22 protein-coding genes are annotated in these 19021 nt (G+C 76.2%); 10 read left to right on the top strand and 12 right to left on the bottom strand.

Going from position 1 to position 19021, the window contains the following annotated elements; genetic code table 11:
- Window positions 1-30 precede the first annotated feature (30 nt).
- The 4 genes from SJY06_RS04420 to SJY06_RS04405 form a co-directional block, all read right to left on the bottom strand.
- The gene (locus tag SJY06_RS04420) at window positions 31-666 is read right to left on the bottom strand and encodes a DUF1775 domain-containing protein (RefSeq protein WP_380165017.1); all 636 of its coding nucleotides are present in this window, start codon (window positions 664-666) and stop codon (window positions 31-33) included.
- The gene (locus tag SJY06_RS04415) at window positions 663-2405 is read right to left on the bottom strand and encodes a copper resistance protein CopC (protein WP_380165015.1); all 1743 of its coding nucleotides are present in this window, start codon (window positions 2403-2405) and stop codon (window positions 663-665) included. Before SJY06_RS04415 ends, SJY06_RS04420 begins: the two co-directional genes overlap by 4 nt.
- Window positions 2402-3169, bottom strand: coding sequence for a YcnI family protein (locus tag SJY06_RS04410; RefSeq protein ID WP_380165013.1), 768 nt, complete (start codon window positions 3167-3169; stop codon window positions 2402-2404). Before SJY06_RS04410 ends, SJY06_RS04415 begins: the two co-directional genes overlap by 4 nt.
- 111 nt (window positions 3170-3280) lie before the next feature.
- Window positions 3281-3892 carry a hypothetical protein gene (locus tag SJY06_RS04405; RefSeq protein ID WP_380165011.1) on the bottom strand — a complete coding sequence of 204 codons (612 nt, stop codon included), beginning with the start codon at window positions 3890-3892 and terminating at the stop codon, window positions 3281-3283.
- A 119-nt stretch (window positions 3893-4011) separates the two neighbouring features.
- On the opposite strand from SJY06_RS04405, the gene SJY06_RS04400 reads away from it, so the two are divergent.
- A complete protein-coding gene (locus SJY06_RS04400; protein ID WP_380165009.1) occupies window positions 4012-5214 on the top strand; it encodes an FAD-dependent oxidoreductase in 1203 nt (400 codons plus the stop codon).
- Between the two features lie 7 nt (window positions 5215-5221).
- Here the strand turns inward: SJY06_RS04400 and SJY06_RS04395 are convergent, their stop codons facing one another.
- Window positions 5222-6022 (bottom strand): GntR family transcriptional regulator, encoded by an 801-nt coding sequence (locus SJY06_RS04395; RefSeq protein WP_380165007.1) that lies wholly within the window; start codon window positions 6020-6022, stop codon window positions 5222-5224.
- A gap of 240 nt (window positions 6023-6262) precedes the next feature.
- On the opposite strand from SJY06_RS04395, the gene SJY06_RS04390 reads away from it, so the two are divergent.
- Window positions 6263-7477 carry an ANTAR domain-containing protein gene (locus tag SJY06_RS04390; protein WP_380165005.1) on the top strand — a complete coding sequence of 405 codons (1215 nt, stop codon included), beginning with the start codon at window positions 6263-6265 and terminating at the stop codon, window positions 7475-7477.
- On the opposite strand, the gene SJY06_RS04385 is transcribed toward SJY06_RS04390, so the two are convergent.
- Complete coding sequence (locus tag SJY06_RS04385; RefSeq protein ID WP_380165003.1) at window positions 7464-8066, bottom strand: dienelactone hydrolase family protein; 603 nt, start codon at window positions 8064-8066, stop codon at window positions 7464-7466. The genes SJY06_RS04390 and SJY06_RS04385 overlap by 14 nt on opposite strands.
- A gap of 65 nt (window positions 8067-8131) precedes the next feature.
- Here SJY06_RS04385 and SJY06_RS04380 point away from each other — a divergent pair, with 65 nt between their 5' ends.
- A complete protein-coding gene (locus tag SJY06_RS04380) occupies window positions 8132-8704 on the top strand; it encodes an ArsR/SmtB family transcription factor (RefSeq protein WP_380165001.1) in 573 nt (190 codons plus the stop codon).
- A 50-nt stretch (window positions 8705-8754) separates the two neighbouring features.
- Here SJY06_RS04380 and SJY06_RS04375 read toward each other — a convergent pair whose 3' ends face one another.
- The gene (locus SJY06_RS04375; protein WP_380164999.1) at window positions 8755-9627 is read right to left on the bottom strand and encodes a helix-turn-helix domain-containing protein; all 873 of its coding nucleotides are present in this window, start codon (window positions 9625-9627) and stop codon (window positions 8755-8757) included.
- Window positions 9628-9740: 113 nt separating this feature from the next.
- Window positions 9741-10163: a rhodanese-like domain-containing protein gene (locus tag SJY06_RS04370; protein WP_380164997.1), complete on the bottom strand. Its 423-nt coding sequence runs from the start codon at window positions 10161-10163 to the stop codon at window positions 9741-9743.
- 216 nt (window positions 10164-10379) lie between these two features.
- Between SJY06_RS04370 and SJY06_RS04365 the strand changes: the two genes are divergently transcribed.
- The 4 genes from SJY06_RS04365 to SJY06_RS04350 are packed head-to-tail and all read left to right on the top strand — an operon-like array spanning window position 10380 to window position 13637.
- Window positions 10380-10697 (top strand): rhodanese-like domain-containing protein, encoded by a 318-nt coding sequence (locus SJY06_RS04365; RefSeq protein WP_380164995.1) that lies wholly within the window; start codon window positions 10380-10382, stop codon window positions 10695-10697.
- The gene (locus SJY06_RS04360) at window positions 10694-12154 is read left to right on the top strand and encodes a rhodanese-like domain-containing protein (protein ID WP_380164993.1); all 1461 of its coding nucleotides are present in this window, start codon (window positions 10694-10696) and stop codon (window positions 12152-12154) included. Before SJY06_RS04365 ends, SJY06_RS04360 begins: the two co-directional genes overlap by 4 nt.
- Window positions 12151-12735: a rhodanese-like domain-containing protein gene (locus SJY06_RS04355; RefSeq protein WP_380164991.1), complete on the top strand. Its 585-nt coding sequence runs from the start codon at window positions 12151-12153 to the stop codon at window positions 12733-12735. Before SJY06_RS04360 ends, SJY06_RS04355 begins: the two co-directional genes overlap by 4 nt.
- Window positions 12736-12740: 5 nt before the next feature.
- Window positions 12741-13637 carry a sulfite exporter TauE/SafE family protein gene (locus SJY06_RS04350; RefSeq protein ID WP_380164989.1) on the top strand — a complete coding sequence of 299 codons (897 nt, stop codon included), beginning with the start codon at window positions 12741-12743 and terminating at the stop codon, window positions 13635-13637.
- Here SJY06_RS04350 and SJY06_RS04345 read toward each other — a convergent pair.
- Window positions 13628-14695 carry an iron-containing redox enzyme family protein gene (locus SJY06_RS04345; RefSeq protein ID WP_380164987.1) on the bottom strand — a complete coding sequence of 356 codons (1068 nt, stop codon included), beginning with the start codon at window positions 14693-14695 and terminating at the stop codon, window positions 13628-13630. The two genes, SJY06_RS04350 and SJY06_RS04345, sit on opposite strands and share 10 nt — an antisense overlap.
- 76 nt (window positions 14696-14771) lie before the next feature.
- Between SJY06_RS04345 and SJY06_RS04340 the strand changes: the two genes are divergently transcribed.
- On the top strand, window positions 14772-15008 hold the full coding sequence (locus tag SJY06_RS04340) for a CDGSH iron-sulfur domain-containing protein (protein ID WP_380164985.1): 237 nt from the start codon (window positions 14772-14774) through the stop codon (window positions 15006-15008).
- Window positions 15009-15114: 106 nt separating this feature from the next.
- Here SJY06_RS04340 and SJY06_RS04335 read toward each other — a convergent pair whose 3' ends face one another.
- The 3 genes from SJY06_RS04335 to SJY06_RS04325 are packed head-to-tail and all read right to left on the bottom strand — an operon-like array spanning window position 15115 to window position 16812.
- Window positions 15115-15609, bottom strand: coding sequence for a DUF3618 domain-containing protein (locus SJY06_RS04335; protein WP_380164983.1), 495 nt, complete (start codon window positions 15607-15609; stop codon window positions 15115-15117).
- On the bottom strand, window positions 15573-16028 hold the full coding sequence (locus SJY06_RS04330; RefSeq protein ID WP_380164982.1) for a phage holin family protein: 456 nt from the start codon (window positions 16026-16028) through the stop codon (window positions 15573-15575). The genes SJY06_RS04335 and SJY06_RS04330 overlap by 37 nt, the downstream gene beginning before the upstream one ends.
- Window positions 16015-16812 carry a hypothetical protein gene (locus tag SJY06_RS04325; protein WP_380164981.1) on the bottom strand — a complete coding sequence of 266 codons (798 nt, stop codon included), beginning with the start codon at window positions 16810-16812 and terminating at the stop codon, window positions 16015-16017. The genes SJY06_RS04330 and SJY06_RS04325 overlap by 14 nt, the downstream gene beginning before the upstream one ends.
- A 155-nt stretch (window positions 16813-16967) precedes the next feature.
- On the opposite strand from SJY06_RS04325, the gene SJY06_RS04320 reads away from it, so the two are divergent.
- Window positions 16968-17504 (top strand): helix-turn-helix domain-containing protein, encoded by a 537-nt coding sequence (locus tag SJY06_RS04320; RefSeq protein WP_380164980.1) that lies wholly within the window; start codon window positions 16968-16970, stop codon window positions 17502-17504.
- Complete coding sequence (locus SJY06_RS04315) at window positions 17501-19003, top strand: serine hydrolase domain-containing protein (protein ID WP_380164978.1); 1503 nt, start codon at window positions 17501-17503, stop codon at window positions 19001-19003. The genes SJY06_RS04320 and SJY06_RS04315 overlap by 4 nt, the downstream gene beginning before the upstream one ends.
- The last annotated feature ends 18 nt before the right edge of the window (window positions 19004-19021 follow it).

Here is a 19021-nt window from a genome sequence, read left to right as displayed (position 1 = left end):
CCGGAGCGGCCGGGCGGGCGGCGCGCCCACCTAGCCCGACCGGCGCCCGGAGGCCGCGACGGCCCCCACCGCGCCCAGGCCGAGACCGGCGACCGCGACCGTCAGCGCGACCCCCAGCGGGCCGGCGCCCGTCGGCTCGGGCTGCGTCGCCCCGCTGATGACGGCCCCGGTCAGGACCAGGCTGGGCGCGGGGGTCGACGACGCGGGGTCGGTGTCGACCCACGCGTAGGCCGCGTCCTGCTCGCAGCGCTGGACCACGGGCAGGTGCACGGTGTCACCGGGCACGCCGACCACCTCGGCCCGCAGGTCGAAGCGGACCCGCTCCCCGTCCGGCACCGCGGGCCCGTCCCAGCGGACCGACGTCGGCGACACCACCGCGGCCCAGCCGTCGGGGCCGTCGGCGCTCAGGTAGGTGACGCCGGCCGCCGCGGTCAGGTCGAGCCCGGTCGTCCCCTCGCCCTGCTCGCAGCCGTGGTCGAGCTCGAACGTCAGCCCGGTGCTGCCGTCCCCGAGCGGCACCGCCTGCACCAGGCTGACGTGGGCCGAGGCCGGCGGGACGGCACCGAACCAGGCCAGCGCGCCGAGCAGCGCCGACGTGGCCGCGACGGCCGCCCGACGCCTGCGCGTCCGACGGGGCCAGGGGGCGGGCGGGTCGGTCGGGCTCACGAGATCTCCACGGGGACAATCAGGACGGGGTTGTCGAAGGTGGAGGTCCGGACCGAGACCTCGATCTGCCAGGTGCCGGGCAGCGGGGCGTCGACCGTGGCCAGGTACGCCCCGGAGCCGGTGCGGGAGACGGGGCGCTCCAAGGGTCCGACCCCCACCTCGGGCAGCGTCAGTGACACCGTGGGCGCGTCGACGGGCTCGAACGGGCGACCCTCGTCGTCGGTCAGCTCCAGCTCCAGCGCGTTCACCCCGACCGAGCCCGGGGTGAGGGTGATGGTGAGCAGGCCGTCGGGCAGGGGCTCGGTGAGCACGACCGCCTCGGTCGGGCCGGGCGGCGCCGGCGCGGTCTCCGCCCCGGCCGGGGAGCTGATGACCAGCAGCCCGGTGACCGCGACGGCCAGCCCGACGCCGGTGGTCTCGGCGGCCACGGTGCGCCGGACCCGGGGCGCGGCGCGGTCGGGGTCGCGGCGCACCGCGGGCAGCAGCCGCCACCGGTTCCAGCCGGCCACGGCCAGCACGAGGGCGACCACGGCCACCTTGACCAGCAGCACCCGGCCGTGGTCCGTGCTCAGCAGGCCCGCCGGGGCGCCGTTGACCCGCCAGGCCAGCACCACGCCGGAGACGGTCAGGACGGCGACGGTCCAGGCGGCCAGGGCCGAGAACCGGGACAGCACGGCGGCGAACCCGGCCGCACCCGTCGGCCCGGCCACCAGCACCAGGCCTACCAAGCCGCCGACCCAGGCCGCGGCGGTGACCACGTGGGCGAGGTCGGCGCCCAGCACCAGCCACGCCGGTCCGGCGCTGCGGGTGTGGCCCACGGCGACCAGCGAGCCCAGCGCGACCCCGGCCCCCGCCAGCGCGAGCGCCGCCGGCGCCGCCCCGGGCACGGCCCCGGACGTAGCCCCCGGGAGCAGCCGCGGCAGGACCGCAGCGACCAGGACCGCCCCGACCAGCACGGCTGCGGCACTCCACCACCCGGCGGGGTCGGCCTGGGTCCAGCTCACCGGCACGAGCAGGTCCGCGGCCGTGGCCCCGGCCTGGCGCACCGCGGTGGCCGGCAGCAGCAGGACGTGGCCGACCACGGCGCCGACCCCGGCCCACCGCGCGGTCCGCAGCACCCGCCGCGGCCCCTCCCCCGGCAGGGCGTCGCGCAGCACCACCACGACGAACAGCGCGAGCCCGGCCCCGACCAGCAGGCCGCCGTAGGCCAGCGCCTGCACGGCGACCAGCACGGCCACCGCACCGGGGTCGCTGCCGAGCGCGGTGTCGGCCACGAACCCGGCGCTGGGCGCGCCGACGGAGAACGTCGACCCGCCCGCCACCGGGTGGGAGTCGGCCGAGACCACCCGGTAGGTCAGCACGTAGGTGCCGTCGGCCAGGTCGCCCTCGACGTCGACGACGACGGTCGCGTCGACGGCGCGGGCCTGCACGGCGACGGGTTCCCCGGTGCTGTCGAGCAGCTGGACGGCGTCCTCGCGCAGGCCGACGGGCTCGTCGAAGGTGAGGGTGAGCTGCTCGGGCGCCTCGGCCAGGACGGTGCCGTCGGCGGGGTCGGTGCTGAGCAGCTGGGCGTGCGCCGACGCCGAGGGGGCCAGGAGGAGGGTGAGCAGCCCGGCCAGCAGCAGGCCGAGCGTCGCCCGGCCGGGCCGGCGGGCCGGACGGCGCCGTCCGGCCCGGGGACGTGCCCCGGGCCGGCCGGCGGGTGCCGACGGGCAGGCCCCTCGCGGGGCGCCGGTCACGCCCGGGTGCGGCTGCGCGTGAGCGCGACCCCACCCATGACGGCCCCGGCCCCGCCGAGCACCAGCGCCGCGACCAGCAGACCGGTCGCGGGGCCCGAGGCGGTGCCGGCGTCCGCGGCCTCCTCCGACGTCGAGGCCAGCTCGACCTCGGCCTCGGTGTCCGTGGCGGCCTCCTCGGCCTCCTCGGCACCCGTCAGGGTGAGCGACGGCGCCGGGAAGTCGAGCTCGGCCTCGGGGTCGTCGGACAGCTGCACCCAGGCGGCCTCACCCTCCTCGCAGGTCTGGACCGTGGGGAAGGCCAGGGTCTCGCCCGGCAGGTCCGGCAGCTTGAGCGACAGCTCGAAGGAGTCGCGCAGGTCCGAGGGCAGCGGGGTGTCGGTCGTGTAGACCACCTCGCCGACGCGCTCGGTGTACTCACCGCCGTGGCCGTCGTCGACCGGCTCGTCCAGGGTCACCATGACCTTCTCGACGTCCCAGGACGGGTTGACGGTCGGCGTGACGGACAGGATCTGCTCGGGCACCTGGATGGTGACGGTGTGCGTGGCGGAGTCCTCGCAGCCGTGCGGCACGGAGACGGTGACCACGGTGTAGGCGCCGGCCTCGGTGGTGGTGGCGGAGACGCCGACGTGGGCCGACGCACTGGGCGCGGTGGCCAGCGCCACCGCCCCGACGAGCAGGGTGGCCAGGCCGGCGCGCGAGGCGCGGGCCAGGCCGGGGCGGGACGGGCGGGAGACGGTGGTCCGGGACGTGGTGGTTCGGGACATGACTGGGTTCCTCGTCTGGAGGTGGTGCTCATGGGTGGGTGGACGCGCGTGCGTCGCACCGGACCCGTCGCCCGAGGCACCTCGACCGCCAGGGGGCGGGGGGTGGACGTCTCAGACGGGGACCGGCGACGCGGAGGGCGTCGCCGGTGGGCCGCGCACGGGGTCGCACCGTTCGACCGGGGTCGACGGCACCGGGGCCGGCACCGGCGGGAACGCCAGCGCCGGGGCCGCCTGGGCGGGCACGGCGTCGGGCAGGACCAGGAGACGCAGGGCCAGCAGGTCGCGCGCGGTCCACAGCAGCTGCTCGCCGTGGCCCAGCACGGCCGCGGCCAGCACGGTCGCCACCAGGTGACCCAGCAGCATGGCGGGGTCGGACCACATCGCCTCGTGGGGCCCGGCCGGTCCGCAGCCGGCCACGACGGTCGACTCGAACAGCGGGGACGACGCGGGGGCGGCGCAGTGCCCGCCCGGGGTCCAGGCCAGCGCGTGGTGGACGACGACCTGCCCGGCGGCCAGAGCCGCGAGCAGCCGGACCGGGGTCAGCCGGACGGCCGTCAGGGCCGCCGCGGCGACCGACACCAGCAGCAGGGCCAGCACGGCCGCCCGCGCGGAGGCCACGTGACCCCCGCCGGCCAGGTGGCCCGCCGTCGACAGGCCGGTGACGACCGCGACGACGAGACCGGCGCGCAGGGCGCGCCACGCTCCGGTCGTCGGGGGGGCCATGGCCCGCAGCGTAGGGCGGATGTGCCGCCGTGGACAGGGGTTCTGCCGGCGCATCGTCAGAAGTCAGGTCGCGGTGTAATGTACGGACATCAATGTCCGGACACGTCGAGGGAGCCGTCATGGTCGCATCCACCCACTTCGAGGTCGCCGTGGTCGGCGGCGGGACGGCCGGCATCTCGGTCGCGGCACGGCTGCGCCGCGCGGGCGTGCGCAGCGTCGCCGTCATCGACCCGGCCCGCACGCACTACTACCAGCCGCTGTGGACGCTGGTCGGCGGCGGCCTGGCCCCGCCGGCCGCCAGCGCGCGTCCCATGGCCACCGTGGTCCCGAAGGGCGCCACGTGGGTCGACTCGGCCGTCGAGACCGTCGACCCGGACGCCAAGCAGGTCACCCTGTCCACGGGCACCACCCTGACGTACGACACCCTGGTCGTGGCCCCCGGCATCCAGCTCGACTGGGACCGGGTGCCGGGCACGAGCGAGGCGCTGGCCTCGCCCTGGGCCTCGAGCAACTTCGCCTACGAGCTGGCTCCACGGACATGGGAGCTGATCCGCGGCATGCGCTCGGGGACGGCGGTGTTCACCATGCCCGCCGGGCCCATCAAGTGCGCGGGAGCCCCGCAGAAGATCGCCTACCTGGCTGCGGACCACTGGCGTCGTCAGGGGGTCCTCGACCGGATCCGGGTCGTGCTCGTCCTGCCCACCCCGGCGATGTTCGGCATCAAGGTGTTCTCCGACCAGCTGCAGCAGGTGGCCGACGACTACGGCATCGAGGTACGCACCAGCAGCGAGGTGGTGGAGGTCGACCCCGACGGACGCCGGGTGGTCGTCGCCGACAACGCCGCGGGCACCCGCGAGACGGTGGCCTACGACATGCTCCACGTGGTGCCGCCGCAGAGCGCACCGGACTGGGTCAAGGCGTCCCCGCTGGCCGACCCGGACAACCCCGGCGGGTACGTCCAGGTCGACAAGCACACCATGCAGCACACCCGCTTCCCCGACGTCTTCGCCCTGGGGGACGCGGGCAGCACGCCCAACTCCAAGACGGGCGCCGCGATCCGCAAGCAGGCGCCCGTGACGGCCGCCAACGTGCTCGACCACCGGGCCGGACGACCCCCGGGCGCCCGCTACGACGGCTACGCCTCGTGCCCGCTGACGGTGGCCCGCGACAAGCTGCTGCTGGCGGAGTTCGACTACACGATGACGCCGACCCCGACCTTCCGCTTCCCCGACACCACCCGGGTGGTCCGCGACCTGGGCCTGTTCAAGCGCCGCGGCCTGCCGGCCATGTACTGGAACCTGATGCTGACCGGGCGCGCCTGAGGCGGCCTCAGCCGGGCGGGCCCGCCGGACGGCCTCGCCGGTCAGAGCGCAGCAGCTGGTAGCCGTCCCGGGCCGAGAACTCCGCGGTCAGCGCGAACGCGTCGCTGCGCACCAGGGTGCGGCGGTGCTCGAAGGGCTCGTCGGCCACCAGCCCGGTCCGGGTGACCAGCAGCGCCGCGGCCGGCAGGTCGACACCCAGCAGGTGGGCCCGGTCGTCGTCGACCAGGACGGCGCGGATGTCCTCGGTGCTGCCCGCGACCACGACCCCGCACCGGGTCCACAGCTCGTCGTACAGGGCGGTGTGGGTGAGGTCGGCCGCCAGCAGGCCCCGGGTCCGGGCGGCCGGCAGCCACACCTGGTCCAGGGCCAGGGGCTCGTCGTCGGCCAGCCGCACCCGGTCCAGGTAGGTCAGCAGGGTGTCCGCCGGCAGCCCCAGCAGCCCGGCCACCTCGGGGTCGCGCCGCACCTCCAGGGCGCGCACCACGCTGCGCTGGGTGCGGCCGCTGTTCTCGACCGAGCGGAACAGGCTGTACAGCGCGCCCAGCGGCTGGTGGATCACGCCGTCGGAGGCCACCCGCGGCGGTCGGCCCCGCTCGGCGAGCACCAGGCCCTCCTGCCGGAGCCGTCGCAGCGCCTCCCGCACGGTGTGGCGGCTGATGCCGTACTCGGCGGCCAACGCGTGCTCCCCGGGGAACACGTCCGGGAACTCGCGCGCCTCGATCCGGGCGCGCAGGTCGGCCTCGACCCGCGACCACAGCGGGCCGTCACCGGGCGGCGTCCGCGTGCGGGGTACCGACGAACCGCTCATGCGCACCACCTCCCGCCCGTGCCCGTGCGACCGGGACCGGTCGCGCGCGTGGACCGCTCCCGCGACCGGCCCGCACAACGGTACGTGATCCGCGCGCGGTCACCCCGCCGCCGGCGGACCCGGACGCGGGCCCGGGCCGCGGGGTCCAGTACAGTCCTGCCCGCCGCGTCGACGTCCTCAAGCAACCGGGACCGCACGACGCCCGCCGCCGGGGCGGCGGCTCTTGGTGGGGACGCACAGTTGGCGCCTGTTCCAGACGGCCCGGCCGACGCGCAGCGCGCGGTCGCCGTGCTCGGCCGCACGGTCACCTCGCTCCGGCAGGAGCTCGACCAGCTGCGGGCCGGTATGCGGCACCGTGCGGTCATCGAGCAGGCCAAGGGCATCCTGATGCAACGGCACGGCATCGCCGCCGAGCGGGCCTTCGAGCAGATGCGCAGCGCCAGCCGCGAGAGCAACCGACGCCTGGTCGAGGTCGCGGCCGACGAGGTCCACCGGGTCCAGCGGGTGACCCCGGGCACGTCTGCGACGGCCCCGACGGGCTCGCTGCCCGGCCGGGCGGAGCTGCCGCGGGAGCCCGGGGCGGGCCCGGACCGGCGCCGGCAGCTGCTGCTGGTCGGGCCGGCGCTGGCCCACACCCACGCACTCCGCGACGCCGCCTCGGTGCTCGCCGCGTACTGCCCGACGACGGCCCCGCCGGAACGGGTGGCCGTCTACGTGGCCGACCGCGGCGGCGATGTGCACCTGGTGTCCCACGCGGGGCTCGACGGCGCCACGGTGGCCCGGTGGCGACGGCTGCGCGGCGGCAGCCGGCTGCCGGTGGTGGAGTCGCTGGAGCAGGCCCGTCCGGTGTTCTCGGGCGAGGCCGAGGACGTGGTCGACCGGTGGCCCGACCTGGCCGCCGCCGGCTACGACGACACGTTCGTGGTGCTGCCGCTGCCGGGCGACGACCCGCAGCTGCTGGTCGCGGCGGCCTGGCCGCTGGGCGGGGTGCTGACCAACGACGAGCGCCGCCACCTGCGCGAGTGGGCCGACCTGGTCCGGCCCCGGCTGCGCGAGCTGGCCCACGCCGCCCTGCCGGACGGGCAGCCGGCCGCCGGCCCCGGGCCGGGGACGGTGCAGACGGTGCTGGACGCCTTCGACCAGCCCGCGGCGTGGCTCGTCGACCTCGCGGGGCCGGGGCCCGACGGGTCCGTCGCGGTGGAGCCGGTGCTGGCCCACCTGAACGACGCGGCGGCCGCCCACGCCGACGCCTATCGGCAGGTCGGCCGCCGGCTGAGCGAGGTGGCCCCCGACCTGGTGGGCACCGCGCTGTGGCACGAGGTGGAGCGCCACCTGCACGCCGTCGTCCCTCCCGTGACGGTCCCGGTGGCGGCGTCGCCGTTCGGCGGGCCGGAGGGCTGCGCGCGCGTGGTGTCGCTGTGGGACGGCGTGCTGCTGGTGCTCACCGACCGGTAGCGGGCCCCGCCACCTGGCCGAGGAACCGGAGCACCCGCTCCAGCAGGAGGTCGGCCGCCTCCGGCACGTAGGACGGCAGGGACGAGTCCGCGAACAGGTGCTGCTCCCCCGGGTACAGGAACAGCTCCGCGTCCGCGGTCGACGCGACCAGGGCGCGGGCGGCCCCCAGGTCGCCGTCCTCCTCGGCGAAGAACGGGTCGTCGGCCATGCCGTGCACCTGGACCGGGACCCCGGCGGGCCACGACGCACCGAACTCGGACACCGGCAGGCAGGCGTGCAGCAGCAGGGCGCCGCCGGCCTCCGGCCGGGTCTGGGCCAGCTGCTGGGCCGGCATCGCCCCCATCGAGAAGCCGGCGTAGACCACGCCCGGGGACGTCACGTCCTGCGCCGCGGCCACCCCGCGGTCGAGCAGCACCCCGAAGCCCACCTCGCGGGCGTGGGCCATGCCGTCCTCGATGGTGGCGAAGGTGCGGCCGTCGAACAGGTCCGGCGTGGTCACGGTGTGCCCGGCCCCCCGCAGCCGCTCGGCGAAGGACGCCACGCCCTCGGTGAGGCCCTGCACGTGGTGGAACAGCACGACGTCGGTCATGGTCGAGACCCCCTCGGATTGATCCAACAAAATGGAACGTTCCGGGACAGTAGTATGACGGCGCCATGCCGAGCAACCCCCCGCCCCCCGACTACGAGCTGGCGGACCGGCTCGCGCTCACCACGGCGGACCAGGTCCGGGCCATCAGCAACCCGTTGCGCACCACGCTCCTCGGCCTGCTGCACGAGCGCGCGGCCACGGTGACCGAGCTGGCCGCCACGCTCGGGCGCCCCAAGAGCACCGTCGCCCACCACGTCACGGTGCTGACCCGGGCCGGGCTGCTGCGGGTCGTGCGCACCCGGCGCGTCCGCGCGATCGAGGAGCGGTTCTACGGCCGGACCGCCCGCCTGTTCTACCTGCCCGCCGGGGCGGACGGCGGCCAGGACGGCCTGCCGCCCGACTTCAACGACTTCGACGTGGCCGCCCAGGAGTCGGCCACCGCCTTCCGCGAGCGCAGGCTGTGGGGCTTCATCCGGCACGCCCGGTTGTCCGAGGAGCAGGCCGGGGAGTTCTGGGAGCGCATGGCGGCCCTGGTGGGCGAGTTCGACGCCCTGCCCCGCTCCGGGGACACCGTGTACGGCTTCGCGGTCGGCATCTACCCCACCGACCAGCCCCACCTGCCCGACGTCGCGGACTGAGCGGCGGCCCGCCCGGTGCACCGCACCCAGGCGGGCCTGGTCGCTGCTGCTCAGTCGACCTCGGGCTCGACCGGGAGCCACAGCTCCCCGTCCGCCGTGCCGTCGTCGTGCCACTGCGTGCGCAGCAGCTCGGGCCCCGGCCGGGTGCGCCAGGGGTTGGCCGGGAACCACTCGGCGTAGGCGTCGCGCCACATCAGCTGCAGGCCCTCGGGGTAGGGGACGCCGGTGCTGGTCAGCACCAGCCACTCCCCGGCCGGGACGTGGAGCTCGTCGAGGCCGTCCGGCGCCGGCTGCGACGTGACCGCCGCGTGCCAGTAGTCCAGCTCGGTGCCCTCGGCGCGCGAGCCGTCCAGGGCGTCCGTCACGGACACGACGCCCCGGGGCTCCTGGTCGGACAGGGCACCGACCTGCTCGCTGACGGCGGGGGCGATACCCCGGACGAAGTCCTCCATGACCTGGTTGCGGCCCAGGTGGACCAGGGGGACGCGCGCCCTGAGGCCCACGACCCGGAACGCCGGCCTGTCGACGATTCGGTAGTGGATGCTGCTGCTCCCTTCGACGGTGAGGTGGAAGGAGACCCGCGGCTGCGACACCAGGCGGGGCCTGGTGCGGCGGGCCTCGCCGGCGCCGACGCCGTGCACGGCCTGGAAGGCCCGGCTGAACGCCTCGGTGGAGGAGTAGCCGTGCCTGACCGCCACGTCGAGCAGGCTCGCCTCGCCGGCCAGGACGTCGGCCGCCGCGACGGTCATGCGCCGGCGTCGGGCGTAGTGCCCCACCGGCATGCCCGCCAGCGCCGAGAACGTGCGCCGGAAGTGGTGCTCGCTGGTCCCCGCACGGCCGGCGAGCACCGCGACGTCCACGGGCCCACCGGTGGCGACGGCCTGCTCGAGCAGGTCGAGCGCGGCGTTGAACCGGTCCAGCACGGGGGTCTCCTTCCTGATGACGTCACCAGCGTCGGGCCGGGTGGTGGCCGCCGACCCGACCGCGACGGTGCCGGAACGGTAGGGGCCCGCCGCGGCCCGAGCGTGGTCGCGACTCAGCCGGTCGCGACCGGCGCCCCGGGGTCGGCCAGCGCCTGGAAACCGCCCGCGTCGTACAGCTCGCCGAGGCCCTCCCCGGTCATGGCGGTCACGGCCTGCGCCGAGCGGTTGCCGGTGGCGCAGTAGACGACGTACGGCTCGTCGGGGTCCAGCGCCCGGACCTGCTCGAGGAAGTCGGGCGCCTGCAGGTCGACGTTGAGCGCCCCGTCGACGTGGCCGGCCGCGAACTCCTCCGGCGTGCGGACGTCCACGAGGGTGGCACCGTCCGACGCCAGGTCGATCGCCTGCTCCGGCCCGACGGCGCCCCCCACCGCCGCACCGGCCTCGGCCGTCGGGGGCGCGACCTCCGCCCCGGCGCCGTCGGCGGCGTCCGGGCCGGTCGTGCCGCAGGCGCCGAGCAGCAGCCCGGCGAGCAGCACCGCACCCGGCCATGACCTTGCCGCCGGCCCCCGCCGCGACCGACGGTCCGCGTGTCGCTCGACGCCTCGCTCTGATCCCGCCACCGGTCTCCTCCAGCTCTGCTCGACGCGTCCTCCCGTCCGGCCCACGGTACGGACGAGGACGGGGAATGAAATGTACGGACACCTAGGTTACCCTGGTCGACAGCAACCCACCCCGCCCCCGAGGAGCGAGCGATGACCATCGAGACCGACCTGGCCGACCTGGCCGCCGCGCACACCGCCGGCGCCGTGGTCGTGGACGTCCGAGAGCCCGACGAGTACGTCGGCGGCCACGTGCCCGGCGCCGTCAACATCCCCCTGGCCCAGGTGCGGGGACGGAGCGCCGAGGTCCCGTCCGACGCCCGTGTGTACGTGGTCTGCGCCAGCGGCAACCGCAGCAAGGGCGCCACCGACACCCTGCGCGCCGCCGGCCTGGACGCCGTGTCGGTGCGCGGCGGCACCCGGGCGTGGCGCGAGGCCGGCCACCCCGTGACCACCGGGGCCCGGCCGTGAGCGCGCCCACCACCAGCCGCGGCGCCGGCAGCCGCGGGTCCGCCCCCACCAGCCCAGGAGCGCCCGTGCTCGACGTCGTCACCATCGACACCCCCTCGCTCGGGGACCGCAGCTACCTCGTGACCGACGGCTCGGTCGCGGTGGTGGTCGACCCCCAGCGCGACACCGACCGCGTCACCGCCCTGCTCGACGAGCGGGGGCTGCGGCTGACGCACGTCCTGGAGACCCACATCCACAACGACTACGTCACCGGCGGGTACGCCCTGGCGCAGCAGACCGGCGCGGCGTACTGCGTCAACGCCGAGGACGAGGTCGCCTACGAGCGCACGCCGGTGCGCGACGGTGACGAGATCCGTACCGGTGGCCTCCTCGTCCGCGTCCTGGCCACCCCGGGGCACACCTTCACCCACCTGTCGTTCGCGGTGTCCGCCGCGGACGCCCCGGATGAGCAGTCGGTGGTGTTCACGGGCGGGTCCCTGCTGTACGGCTCGACCGGCCGCCCGGACCTGCTCGGTCAGGAGCACGCGGAGACCCTGGCCCGGCACCAGCACGCCTCGGCCCACCGGCTGGTGGACGAGCTGCCCGACGCCACGGCCATCTACCCCACGCACGGGTTCGGCAGCTTCTGCGCGGCCACGCCCACGTCGGGCGACTCCGCGACCATCGGCAGCCAGCGCACCGACAACCCGGCCCTGCTGCAGGGTGTCGACGAGTGGGTGGAGGCCACGCTGGCCGCCCTGACGGCGCACCCGGCGTACTACGCCCACATGGGCCCGGCGAACGCCGCCGTTCCCGGCCCGGTCGACCTGTCGCACCCGGTGCCCGCCGACGCCGCCGACCTGCGTTGCCGGGTCGAGGCCGGGGAGTGGGTCGTCGACCTGCGCGACCGGACCGCCTACGCCGCCGGCCACGTCCGCGGCACGTTCAGCTTCGGCACCGACGGGTCGTTCATCACCTACCTGGGCTGGCTGATCCCCTGGGGCACCCCGGTGACCCTGCTCGCGGCCACTGTCGAGGACGTCCAGGAGGCGCAGCGCGACCTGGTCCGGATCGGCATCGATCGACCCGCCGCCGCCGCCACCGGCACGGTGCAGGACTGGGCCGGCGGCGACGACCTCGCCTCGTTCGAGCGGGTCACCTTCGACGACCTCGCCGCCCGGCGCCGGGACGCGGCCGACGGCGGGGGCCCGCTGGTCCTGGACGTCAGGCGCGACGACGAGCGGGCCGGCGGCTGGGTGGCCGGGTCGCAGCACGTCCCGCTGCACGCCCTGCTGGGGCGCCTCGACGAGGTGCCCGCCGACCAGCCGGTCTGGGTGCACTGCGCCGCGGGCTACCGCGCCTCGATCGCCGCGGGCGTCCTCGACCGCGCCGGCCGGGACGTGGTGCTGATCGACGACAGCTACGACGACGCGCAGGCCGCCGGCCTGCAGATCACGAAGGGCACGACCACCGCATGAGCACCCCCACCGCCACCCGGACCACCGACGCCGTCGCACTCAAGGAGGCCGTCGCCGCCGGCCGGGTCCGGGTCCTGGACGTCCGCACCCCCGCGGAGTTCGAGACCGTGCACATCCCCGGCGCCTACAACGTGCCGCTGGACACCCTCAAGGAGCACCGCGAGGAGCTGAGCGCGCACCTGGACGAGGACGTCGTCCTGGTCTGCCGCTCCGGGGTCCGCGCCACCCAGGCCGAGCAGGCCCTGGCCGGCGTCGGCCTGCCCAACCTCCGCGTCCTGTCCGGTGGGGTCCTGGCCTGGGAGCAGGCCGGCGGCGAGGTCCGCCGCGGCGCCCAGCGCTGGGAGCTCGAGCGGCAGGTCCGCCTCGTCGCGGGCTCGCTGGTCCTGTCGTCGGTCGTGACGTCCCTGTTCGTCCGGCGGGCCCAGCTGCTGGCCGGTGCGGTCGGCGCCGGGCTCACGTTCGCGGCGCTGTCCAACAGCTGCCTCATGGGCTCGGTCCTCATGAAGCTGCCCTACAACCGGTCGCGGACCTACGACGTCCGCGACGTCATGGGGCAGGTCGCCGCCCCGACCGGGGGCTGATCCCCGTGGCGGAGCTGCTCGGCGGCAACCTGTGGCTGGTGCTGCTGCTGGCCGTGGCGGTCGGGGTGTCGCTGGGCCTGCTCGGCGGCGGCGGCTCGATCCTGGCCGTCCCCCTGCTGGTCTACGTGGCCGGCCTGGACAGCAAGGAAGCCATCGCCACCTCGCTGCTGGTCGTCGGCGTCACCAGCCTCGCCGCGCTCGTCCCGCACGCCCTGGCCCACCGGGTCCGCTGGCGCACCGGGCTGGTGTTCGGCGCCGCCGCCATGGTCGGCGCCTACCTCGGCGGCCGGCTGGCCGAGTTCGTCCCCGGCACCGTCCTGCTGATCGCGTTCTCGCTCATGATGCTCGCCACCGCCGTCGCCATGATCCGCGGCCGCCGCGCCGTGGCCGAGCGCGAGGGCGGCATGCGTGTCGGCCTCGTCCTGGCCGAGGGCGGGGTCGTCGGCCTGGTCACCGGCATGGTCGGCGCCGGCGGCGGGTTCCTCGTCGTCCCGGCCCTGGTGCTGCTGGGCGGGCTGCCGATGAGCGCCGCGGTCGGCACCTCGCTGCTGGTCATCGGGCTCAAGTCGTTCGCGGGCCTGGGCGGGTACCTGGCCAGCGTGCAGATCGACTGGGCCCTGGCCGCCGCCGTCACCGCGGCCGCGGTGCTGGGCTCCGTGGTCGGCGGCACGCTGACCGGGCGGATCCCGGCGGACACCCTGCGCCGCGGCTTCGGCTGGTTCGTCGTCGTCATGGGCGTGTTCGTGCTGGCCCAGCAGTCCGGTCAGGTGCTCGGGACCGGAACGGTCGGCTCGCTCGTCATCGCCGCCGCCGTCGGGGTCGTCACGGTCGTGGTGGCCCTGCTGCCGCGACGGCGGTCACGGCCGGACGAGCACCCGACCCCGGTCGGCGCTCAGGCCTGACCCGCCGGGACCGGGGTGCCCGTCCGCAGGGCGCTCCGGTCCGCCGCCCAGGCCGCCCTGGCCCGGGCCCCGACCAGCTCGTCCAGCCCGAGGCACGCCGCCGCCCCCCACAGCACGTCGGCGTGGGTCAGCGGGTCCTGCTCGACCAGACCGCCGCACAGGTCGTGGGCGGCGACCTGCTCGTGGACGGCGTCGGCCTCGACGTGCTCGTCGAAGAACACCACGGCCGACTCGTCCACCCCGAGCCGGCGCAGCCCCTGCGCCCACCGCGCGGCGGGCAGCGACGACGTCATCTCGAACGCGGCCAGGTGCCCGCACAGCGCCCCGACCAGGCGGCGGTGCAGCCCGAACATCGAGATGGCGTTGACCGACGCCAGCGACGGCGCCGCGACCACGTCGAGGTAGGCGTTGGGACGGTCGTCGAGCCCCAGGGCCCGCATCGTGGTGGCGAACAGCGTGGCGTGCATCCGCTCGACCCGGCCCTGGCCGTACTCGTCGGTCTGGATGTCCACCAGGGCCGCCTTGGGCCGGCCGCGCAGCCGCGGGATGCCCCAGGTGTGCGGGTCGGCCTCCTTGAGCTGGTAGACCGACCGCTGCACCAGCAGCTCGGCGACCTGCTCCCGCGTGGCCCGGCGGGCGACGTGGACGGCCAGGCTGTCCGGCCCCGGCCGGGCGGCGTCGGCGGTCAGCTCGAAGAGCACCTCCGCCACGGGCCGGTCGGGGACGGGACCGGCGAAGCGGCGGCGGAGGTCCGCCTCGAACGCGGCCTCCAGCACCGCCCTGGCCGCCAGCAGCTCCGGCGCCCACTCCCAGCGCGGGTCGGCACCGGCCAGGCCGTAGTGCAGCTCGTACATCAGGTACAGCGCCAGCTGGACGTCCTCGGACCCGACGACGTCACCGCCCGGGGCCGAACCGGTCCCGGCCGGGTCGTCGCCGACGGGCTCGACGGCCGCGACGGCGTCGTGGGCCGCCGGGACCAGGTCGGGGAGAGGCTCCAGCGGCCCGTGCAGCGCGTCGATCAGGGCGGCCGACAGCGGCCCGCGGGGGGTGACGTCCATGGTCTGCCTCTGCCCGCCCGAGACCGTCGCAAACCTGGGTGGGCGTGCTCCGGCCGGGACCGGGTACCCGGCAGGGGTGAGCACACCTCCCCCGACCCGTGTCCGCCTGTGCGCCGACGGCCCGATGCTGCTGAGCGGCGACGTCGTCGTCGTGACCGAGGACGGTCGTGAGGTGACGGCCGAACGGCGGACGGTGGCGGTGTGCCGCTGCGGCCGCTCCGCGCGGGCGCCCTGGTGCGACGGCTCGCACAAGCTGCTGACCCGTCCCGCCGACCGGTCCCCACGACCCGGCCGCGACGGCACCAGCACCTGACGACGCCCCTGGCCGCCGCCGGGGCCCGCCGTGCCTGCCAGGACCACGCAGGACCGCCCGTGACCCTGGTCGGGTCACGGGCGGTCCTGAAGTGGTGCGGGACAGGTCAGCTGGTGGCGCTGACGTCCTCCTTGACGGCGTCCTCGGCGGCGTGGGCCGCGCTCTTCGCGCGGTCGGCCACCTCCTCGCCGACCTGCTGGGCCATGGACCGGGCCTGCTCGGCCATCGGGCCCAGCTTCTCCTGCTCGACGCGGGTGGTCGGTACGGCCAGCCCGGCCAGGAACCCGGCGGCGATGGCCCCGATGGCCAGGCCGAGCGGGTTGGACTCGGCGAGCCCCCTGGCCCGGTGGGCGGTGTCGCCCACCTTGTCGCCGGCGACGTGCGCCCGGTCCTTGACGGACCCGGCGGCGTCGTGGCTCGTGCCGGAGACGCTGTGCCCCATGCCTGTCACCTTCTCCTTGATGCGGTCGGTCATGTCGTGGACCTTGTCCTTGCTGCGCGCGGGGACGTCGGCCTTGTAGGCCAGCGCCTCGGCCCGTTCGCCCATCCGGGCGCGGGTCTCCTCTATGTCCTCGCGGAGCTGGTCGGGTGCTTCGCCCATGCGACGTCCTCCTTCACGGTCTCGACGGTCTCGGTGGGGACGGGCGGGGCCGCGTCCTGGAGCTTCTTCCTGCCCTGCAGACCCAGCACCGCGGCCACGACGGACCACAGCACCAGGACGATCAGCACCGCGAGCCACAGCTCGAGGAACGCGTCCAGGACGACGACGAGCAGGGTGGTCAGGGTCATCAGGGCCAGCAGGCCGACGACACCGGCACCGACGAGCATGCCGACACCCTTGCCCAGGCCCTTGGCCTTGGCGGTGGTCTCGACCTTGGCCAGCTCGATCTCCTGCTTGACCAGGGTCGACATGTCGGTGGCCAGGCCGCTCAGCAGATCACCGAACGACTCCTGGTGCAGCTCCTCCCGGGTGTTGCCGGTCGCCCCGACCGGGCCGCCGTAGGGGTCAGCGGTCGACATCGGCGGGCCGGTAGAAGCCGGTGGACGGCTCCGGCCGGCTGTCGGGGACCGGGTCGCCCAGCGGCGACGGGTCACTGGAGGGCACCGGGTCCACGTCCGGGACCGGGGAGACGTCGGGCACCGGCGGCGTGTCGTGGCCCGGCTCCGGCGCGATCGACGCACGCGTGCCGTAGCCGGGGGTGCCGAAGCCGTTGTCGCCGGCCGACAGGTCGTCGGTCAGCGGGTCCGTGGCCGGCACGTCGGAGCCCAGCGGGTCGGCGGTGAGGTAGCCGGCCCCGGTGGCGGCGCCCGTCGTGGCGAACCCGGCGGAGCGGCCGTCGGACACGCTGTCCGTGCCCCGCAGGTCCACGTCGCGCTCCAGCGGCTCGTAGCTGGAGCCGTAGCCGAGCGAGGACGACTGCTGCCGCCGGTCGCTGCCCGCCCGCACGATCCGGGACGCGGCGAAACCGATCAGGGCCCCACCCGCCGCGACGGCCCAGGGCTGGCGCCGGGCGAACGACTCGACGTCGCCGAGCATCCGGTCGGCGTCGGCCTCGCGCAGGTAGCGGGCGGCGTCCTCGGTCCAGCCCGCGACCCGGTCGGCGACCTGGGCGAACGTGTCGTCGCCCCGCTCACGCATCTGGTCGCCCACGGCGTGCAGGTCGTCGGCCTTGCCCTGCAGCTGCTCGCCCGCCTGGGTGCTGCGGTCGTCGACCTGGCTGCGGGCCTGGTCCTGCACCTGCGACCCGACGTCGCGGGCCTTGTCCTTCGCAGTCTCTGTGGTGTCGTGCACCGTCTGGTTCACGGGGCTACCTCCTGCTGGATGGTGCGTCACGTGCGGTCGAGGGCGCAGTACCCGACGAACCGGACACCATGCGCATGCCGGGCACCTGCCCTCGCGCCCCTGCTACGGTTGCTGCGTAATTCCGCAACTACGTAATCTCCCAACAGGAGGCCATCGTGCCCGAGCCGTCCCCCACCGCGCTGGAACGCCGGGTCGCCGTGCTCGAGGAGCAGGTGGCGGGGCTGGTCGCCCGCACCGGGCCGCCCGACGTGGCCTCCGGTGACGACGCGCCGGGCCAGGACCGCTGGGCCGAGACGTTCTGGGCCCTGGAGGGCACCCGGGCCCGCAGCGACGGCGCCTCGCACGTGCTGTGGACCGGTGACGTCACCCTGCCGGACGGCGCCGCCGCCCAGTGGCAGCAGACCGCGGACGCCGACGCCCTGCTCGCCCAGGACTGGGACGGCCCCGCGGCCGTCGTCGCGGCCCTGGGCCACCCGGTCCGGCTGCGGCTGCTGCAGGAGCTGCTCCGGGGCCGCTCCAGCGCCGCCGAGCTGACCGAGGCCGCCGGCACCGGCAGCAGCGGCCAGACCTACCACCACCTGCGCCAGCTGGTCGCGACCGGCTGGGTCCGGCAGGGCGGCCGGGGCCGGCACGAGGTCCCGGCCGAACGCGTCGTCCCCCTCCTCGTCGTGATCGGAGCGTGCACCCGGTGAACCGCCCCCTCCTGCTCGTCGTCGCGGCCCTGGCCGCCGCCACCGCGCTGACCGTCGTGCTCGCCGTCACCCTGGGCCCGCGACCGGCCCGGCTGGGCGAGGCCCGCAGCGGCGACGCCGCCCTGGTGGACCGGCTGGTGGACGCCGTCGGCAGCGACCGGCTGAACGGCGTCTCGGTGGCCGTCGTCACCCCGGACGGGGCGGGCGGCAGCACCGTGACGACCGGCGCCGCGGGGACGGCGCGGGGCTCCGGCCGCCCGGTCGAGGCCGGCACCTCGTTCGAGACCGGCTCGGTGATGAAGCCGCTGACCGGCCACCTGCTCGCCGACCTGGCCGCCGACGGCCGGGTGGACCTCGACTCCGCCGTCGGCGACCTGGTCCCCGACGGACCGCTCGCCCGCACGGGTGCGGCCACGCTGGAGGAGCTGGCGACGCACCGCTCCGGGCTGCCCCGGCTCGTGACCTCACCCGGGCAGCTGGCCCGGTCGTTCGTCGTGCCCTTCGGCGGCGACCCGTACACCGGCTCGGCCCCCTGGCTGCTGGAGCGCGCGGGCGAGGACGGCGTGCCCGGCGGGGCCGAGCCCACCTACTCCAACTACGGGGCCGCGCTGCTGGGCCACGCATTGGCCGCGTCGCAGGGCCGCAGCTACGCCGATCTGGTCCAGGACAGGGTGCTGACCCCGCTGGGCATGACGGACACCGTGGTCGTCGACCGGGCCGAGGACCTGCCCACGCCCCGCGCCGACCCCGGGGCGGCTTCGGGCCTGCCGCGGGCCCCGTGGCTGGCCGAGGCCTGGCAGCCCGCCGGCGTGGGCACGTGGTCCACGGCTCCCGACCTGGCCCGGCTGGCGAGCGGCGTGCTCGACGGCACCGCCCCCGGGGTGGCGGCGACGGAGCCCCGGGCCGACCTGGACGGCGACCGGATCGGCCTGTTTCTGGATCACCAGCGAGCACGACGGACGCACCCTGACCTGGCACAACGGCGCCACGGGCGGTTCGACGGCGTTCGTCGGGGTCGACCGCGAGGCCGGCGTGGGGCTGGTCGTGCTCAGCGACACCGACACCCCGACGACGGAGGGCGCCCTGGACCTGCTCGCCGAGCTGGCCCGGGAGCAGGGCGACCGGTGAGCGGCGCCCTGGAGCTGCTGGGGGTCGCGGGCCCGCTGCTGGTGGCGCTCGCGTTCCCCCTGGCGCTGCTGTGGCTGGTGGTGGCCGACCTGCGTCCGGGCCACGACCGTCCCGCCCCCACCCGCACGGCGGGGGTCTCGGCGCTGGCCCAGGCCGTCCTGGGGCTGACGCTGGGCACGTTCACCACGCCGTGGGGGACGGTGCCGGTGCTGCTGTGGTGGCTGGCCGCGTGGCTGCTGTGCCTCGGCACGGTCGTGCTGGCGGCGCGCTGGCGCCGGCTGCGGCCCGTGGCCCGCCGCCCGCGCCTGGAGCGGGCGGGCGCGGCCACCTGGCTGGTGGCCGCGGTGGCGGTGCTGCTGCTCCTCGCCTGAGCGTCAGGCGCTCCGTCC

The sequence above is a fragment of the Jannaschia sp. R86511 genome (genome assembly GCF_042466345.1).
Lineage (GTDB): Bacteria > Actinomycetota > Actinomycetes > Actinomycetales > JBBAYJ01 > Aquipuribacter.
This window is presented reverse-complemented; position numbering and strand designations above follow the sequence as displayed.

Coding starts and splice junctions, on each gene's coding strand:
- SJY06_RS04410 (WP_380165013.1), bottom strand. CDS start 3,169: ATGTCCCGAACCACCACGTCCCGGACCACCGTCTCCCGCCCGTCCCGC.
- SJY06_RS04405 (WP_380165011.1), bottom strand. CDS start 3,892: ATGGCCCCCCCGACGACCGGAGCGTGGCGCGCCCTGCGCGCCGGTCTC.
- SJY06_RS04400 (WP_380165009.1), top strand. CDS start 4,012: ATGGTCGCATCCACCCACTTCGAGGTCGCCGTGGTCGGCGGCGGGACG.
- SJY06_RS04395 (WP_380165007.1), bottom strand. CDS start 6,022: ATGAGCGGTTCGTCGGTACCCCGCACGCGGACGCCGCCCGGTGACGGC.
- SJY06_RS04385 (WP_380165003.1), bottom strand. CDS start 8,066: ATGACCGACGTCGTGCTGTTCCACCACGTGCAGGGCCTCACCGAGGGC.
- SJY06_RS04380 (WP_380165001.1), top strand. CDS start 8,132: ATGCCGAGCAACCCCCCGCCCCCCGACTACGAGCTGGCGGACCGGCTC.
- SJY06_RS04365 (WP_380164995.1), top strand. CDS start 10,380: ATGACCATCGAGACCGACCTGGCCGACCTGGCCGCCGCGCACACCGCC.
- SJY06_RS04355 (WP_380164991.1), top strand. CDS start 12,151: ATGAGCACCCCCACCGCCACCCGGACCACCGACGCCGTCGCACTCAAG.
- SJY06_RS04345 (WP_380164987.1), bottom strand. CDS start 14,695: ATGGACGTCACCCCCCGCGGGCCGCTGTCGGCCGCCCTGATCGACGCG.
- SJY06_RS04335 (WP_380164983.1), bottom strand. CDS start 15,609: ATGGGCGAAGCACCCGACCAGCTCCGCGAGGACATAGAGGAGACCCGC.
- SJY06_RS04330 (WP_380164982.1), bottom strand. CDS start 16,028: ATGTCGACCGCTGACCCCTACGGCGGCCCGGTCGGGGCGACCGGCAAC.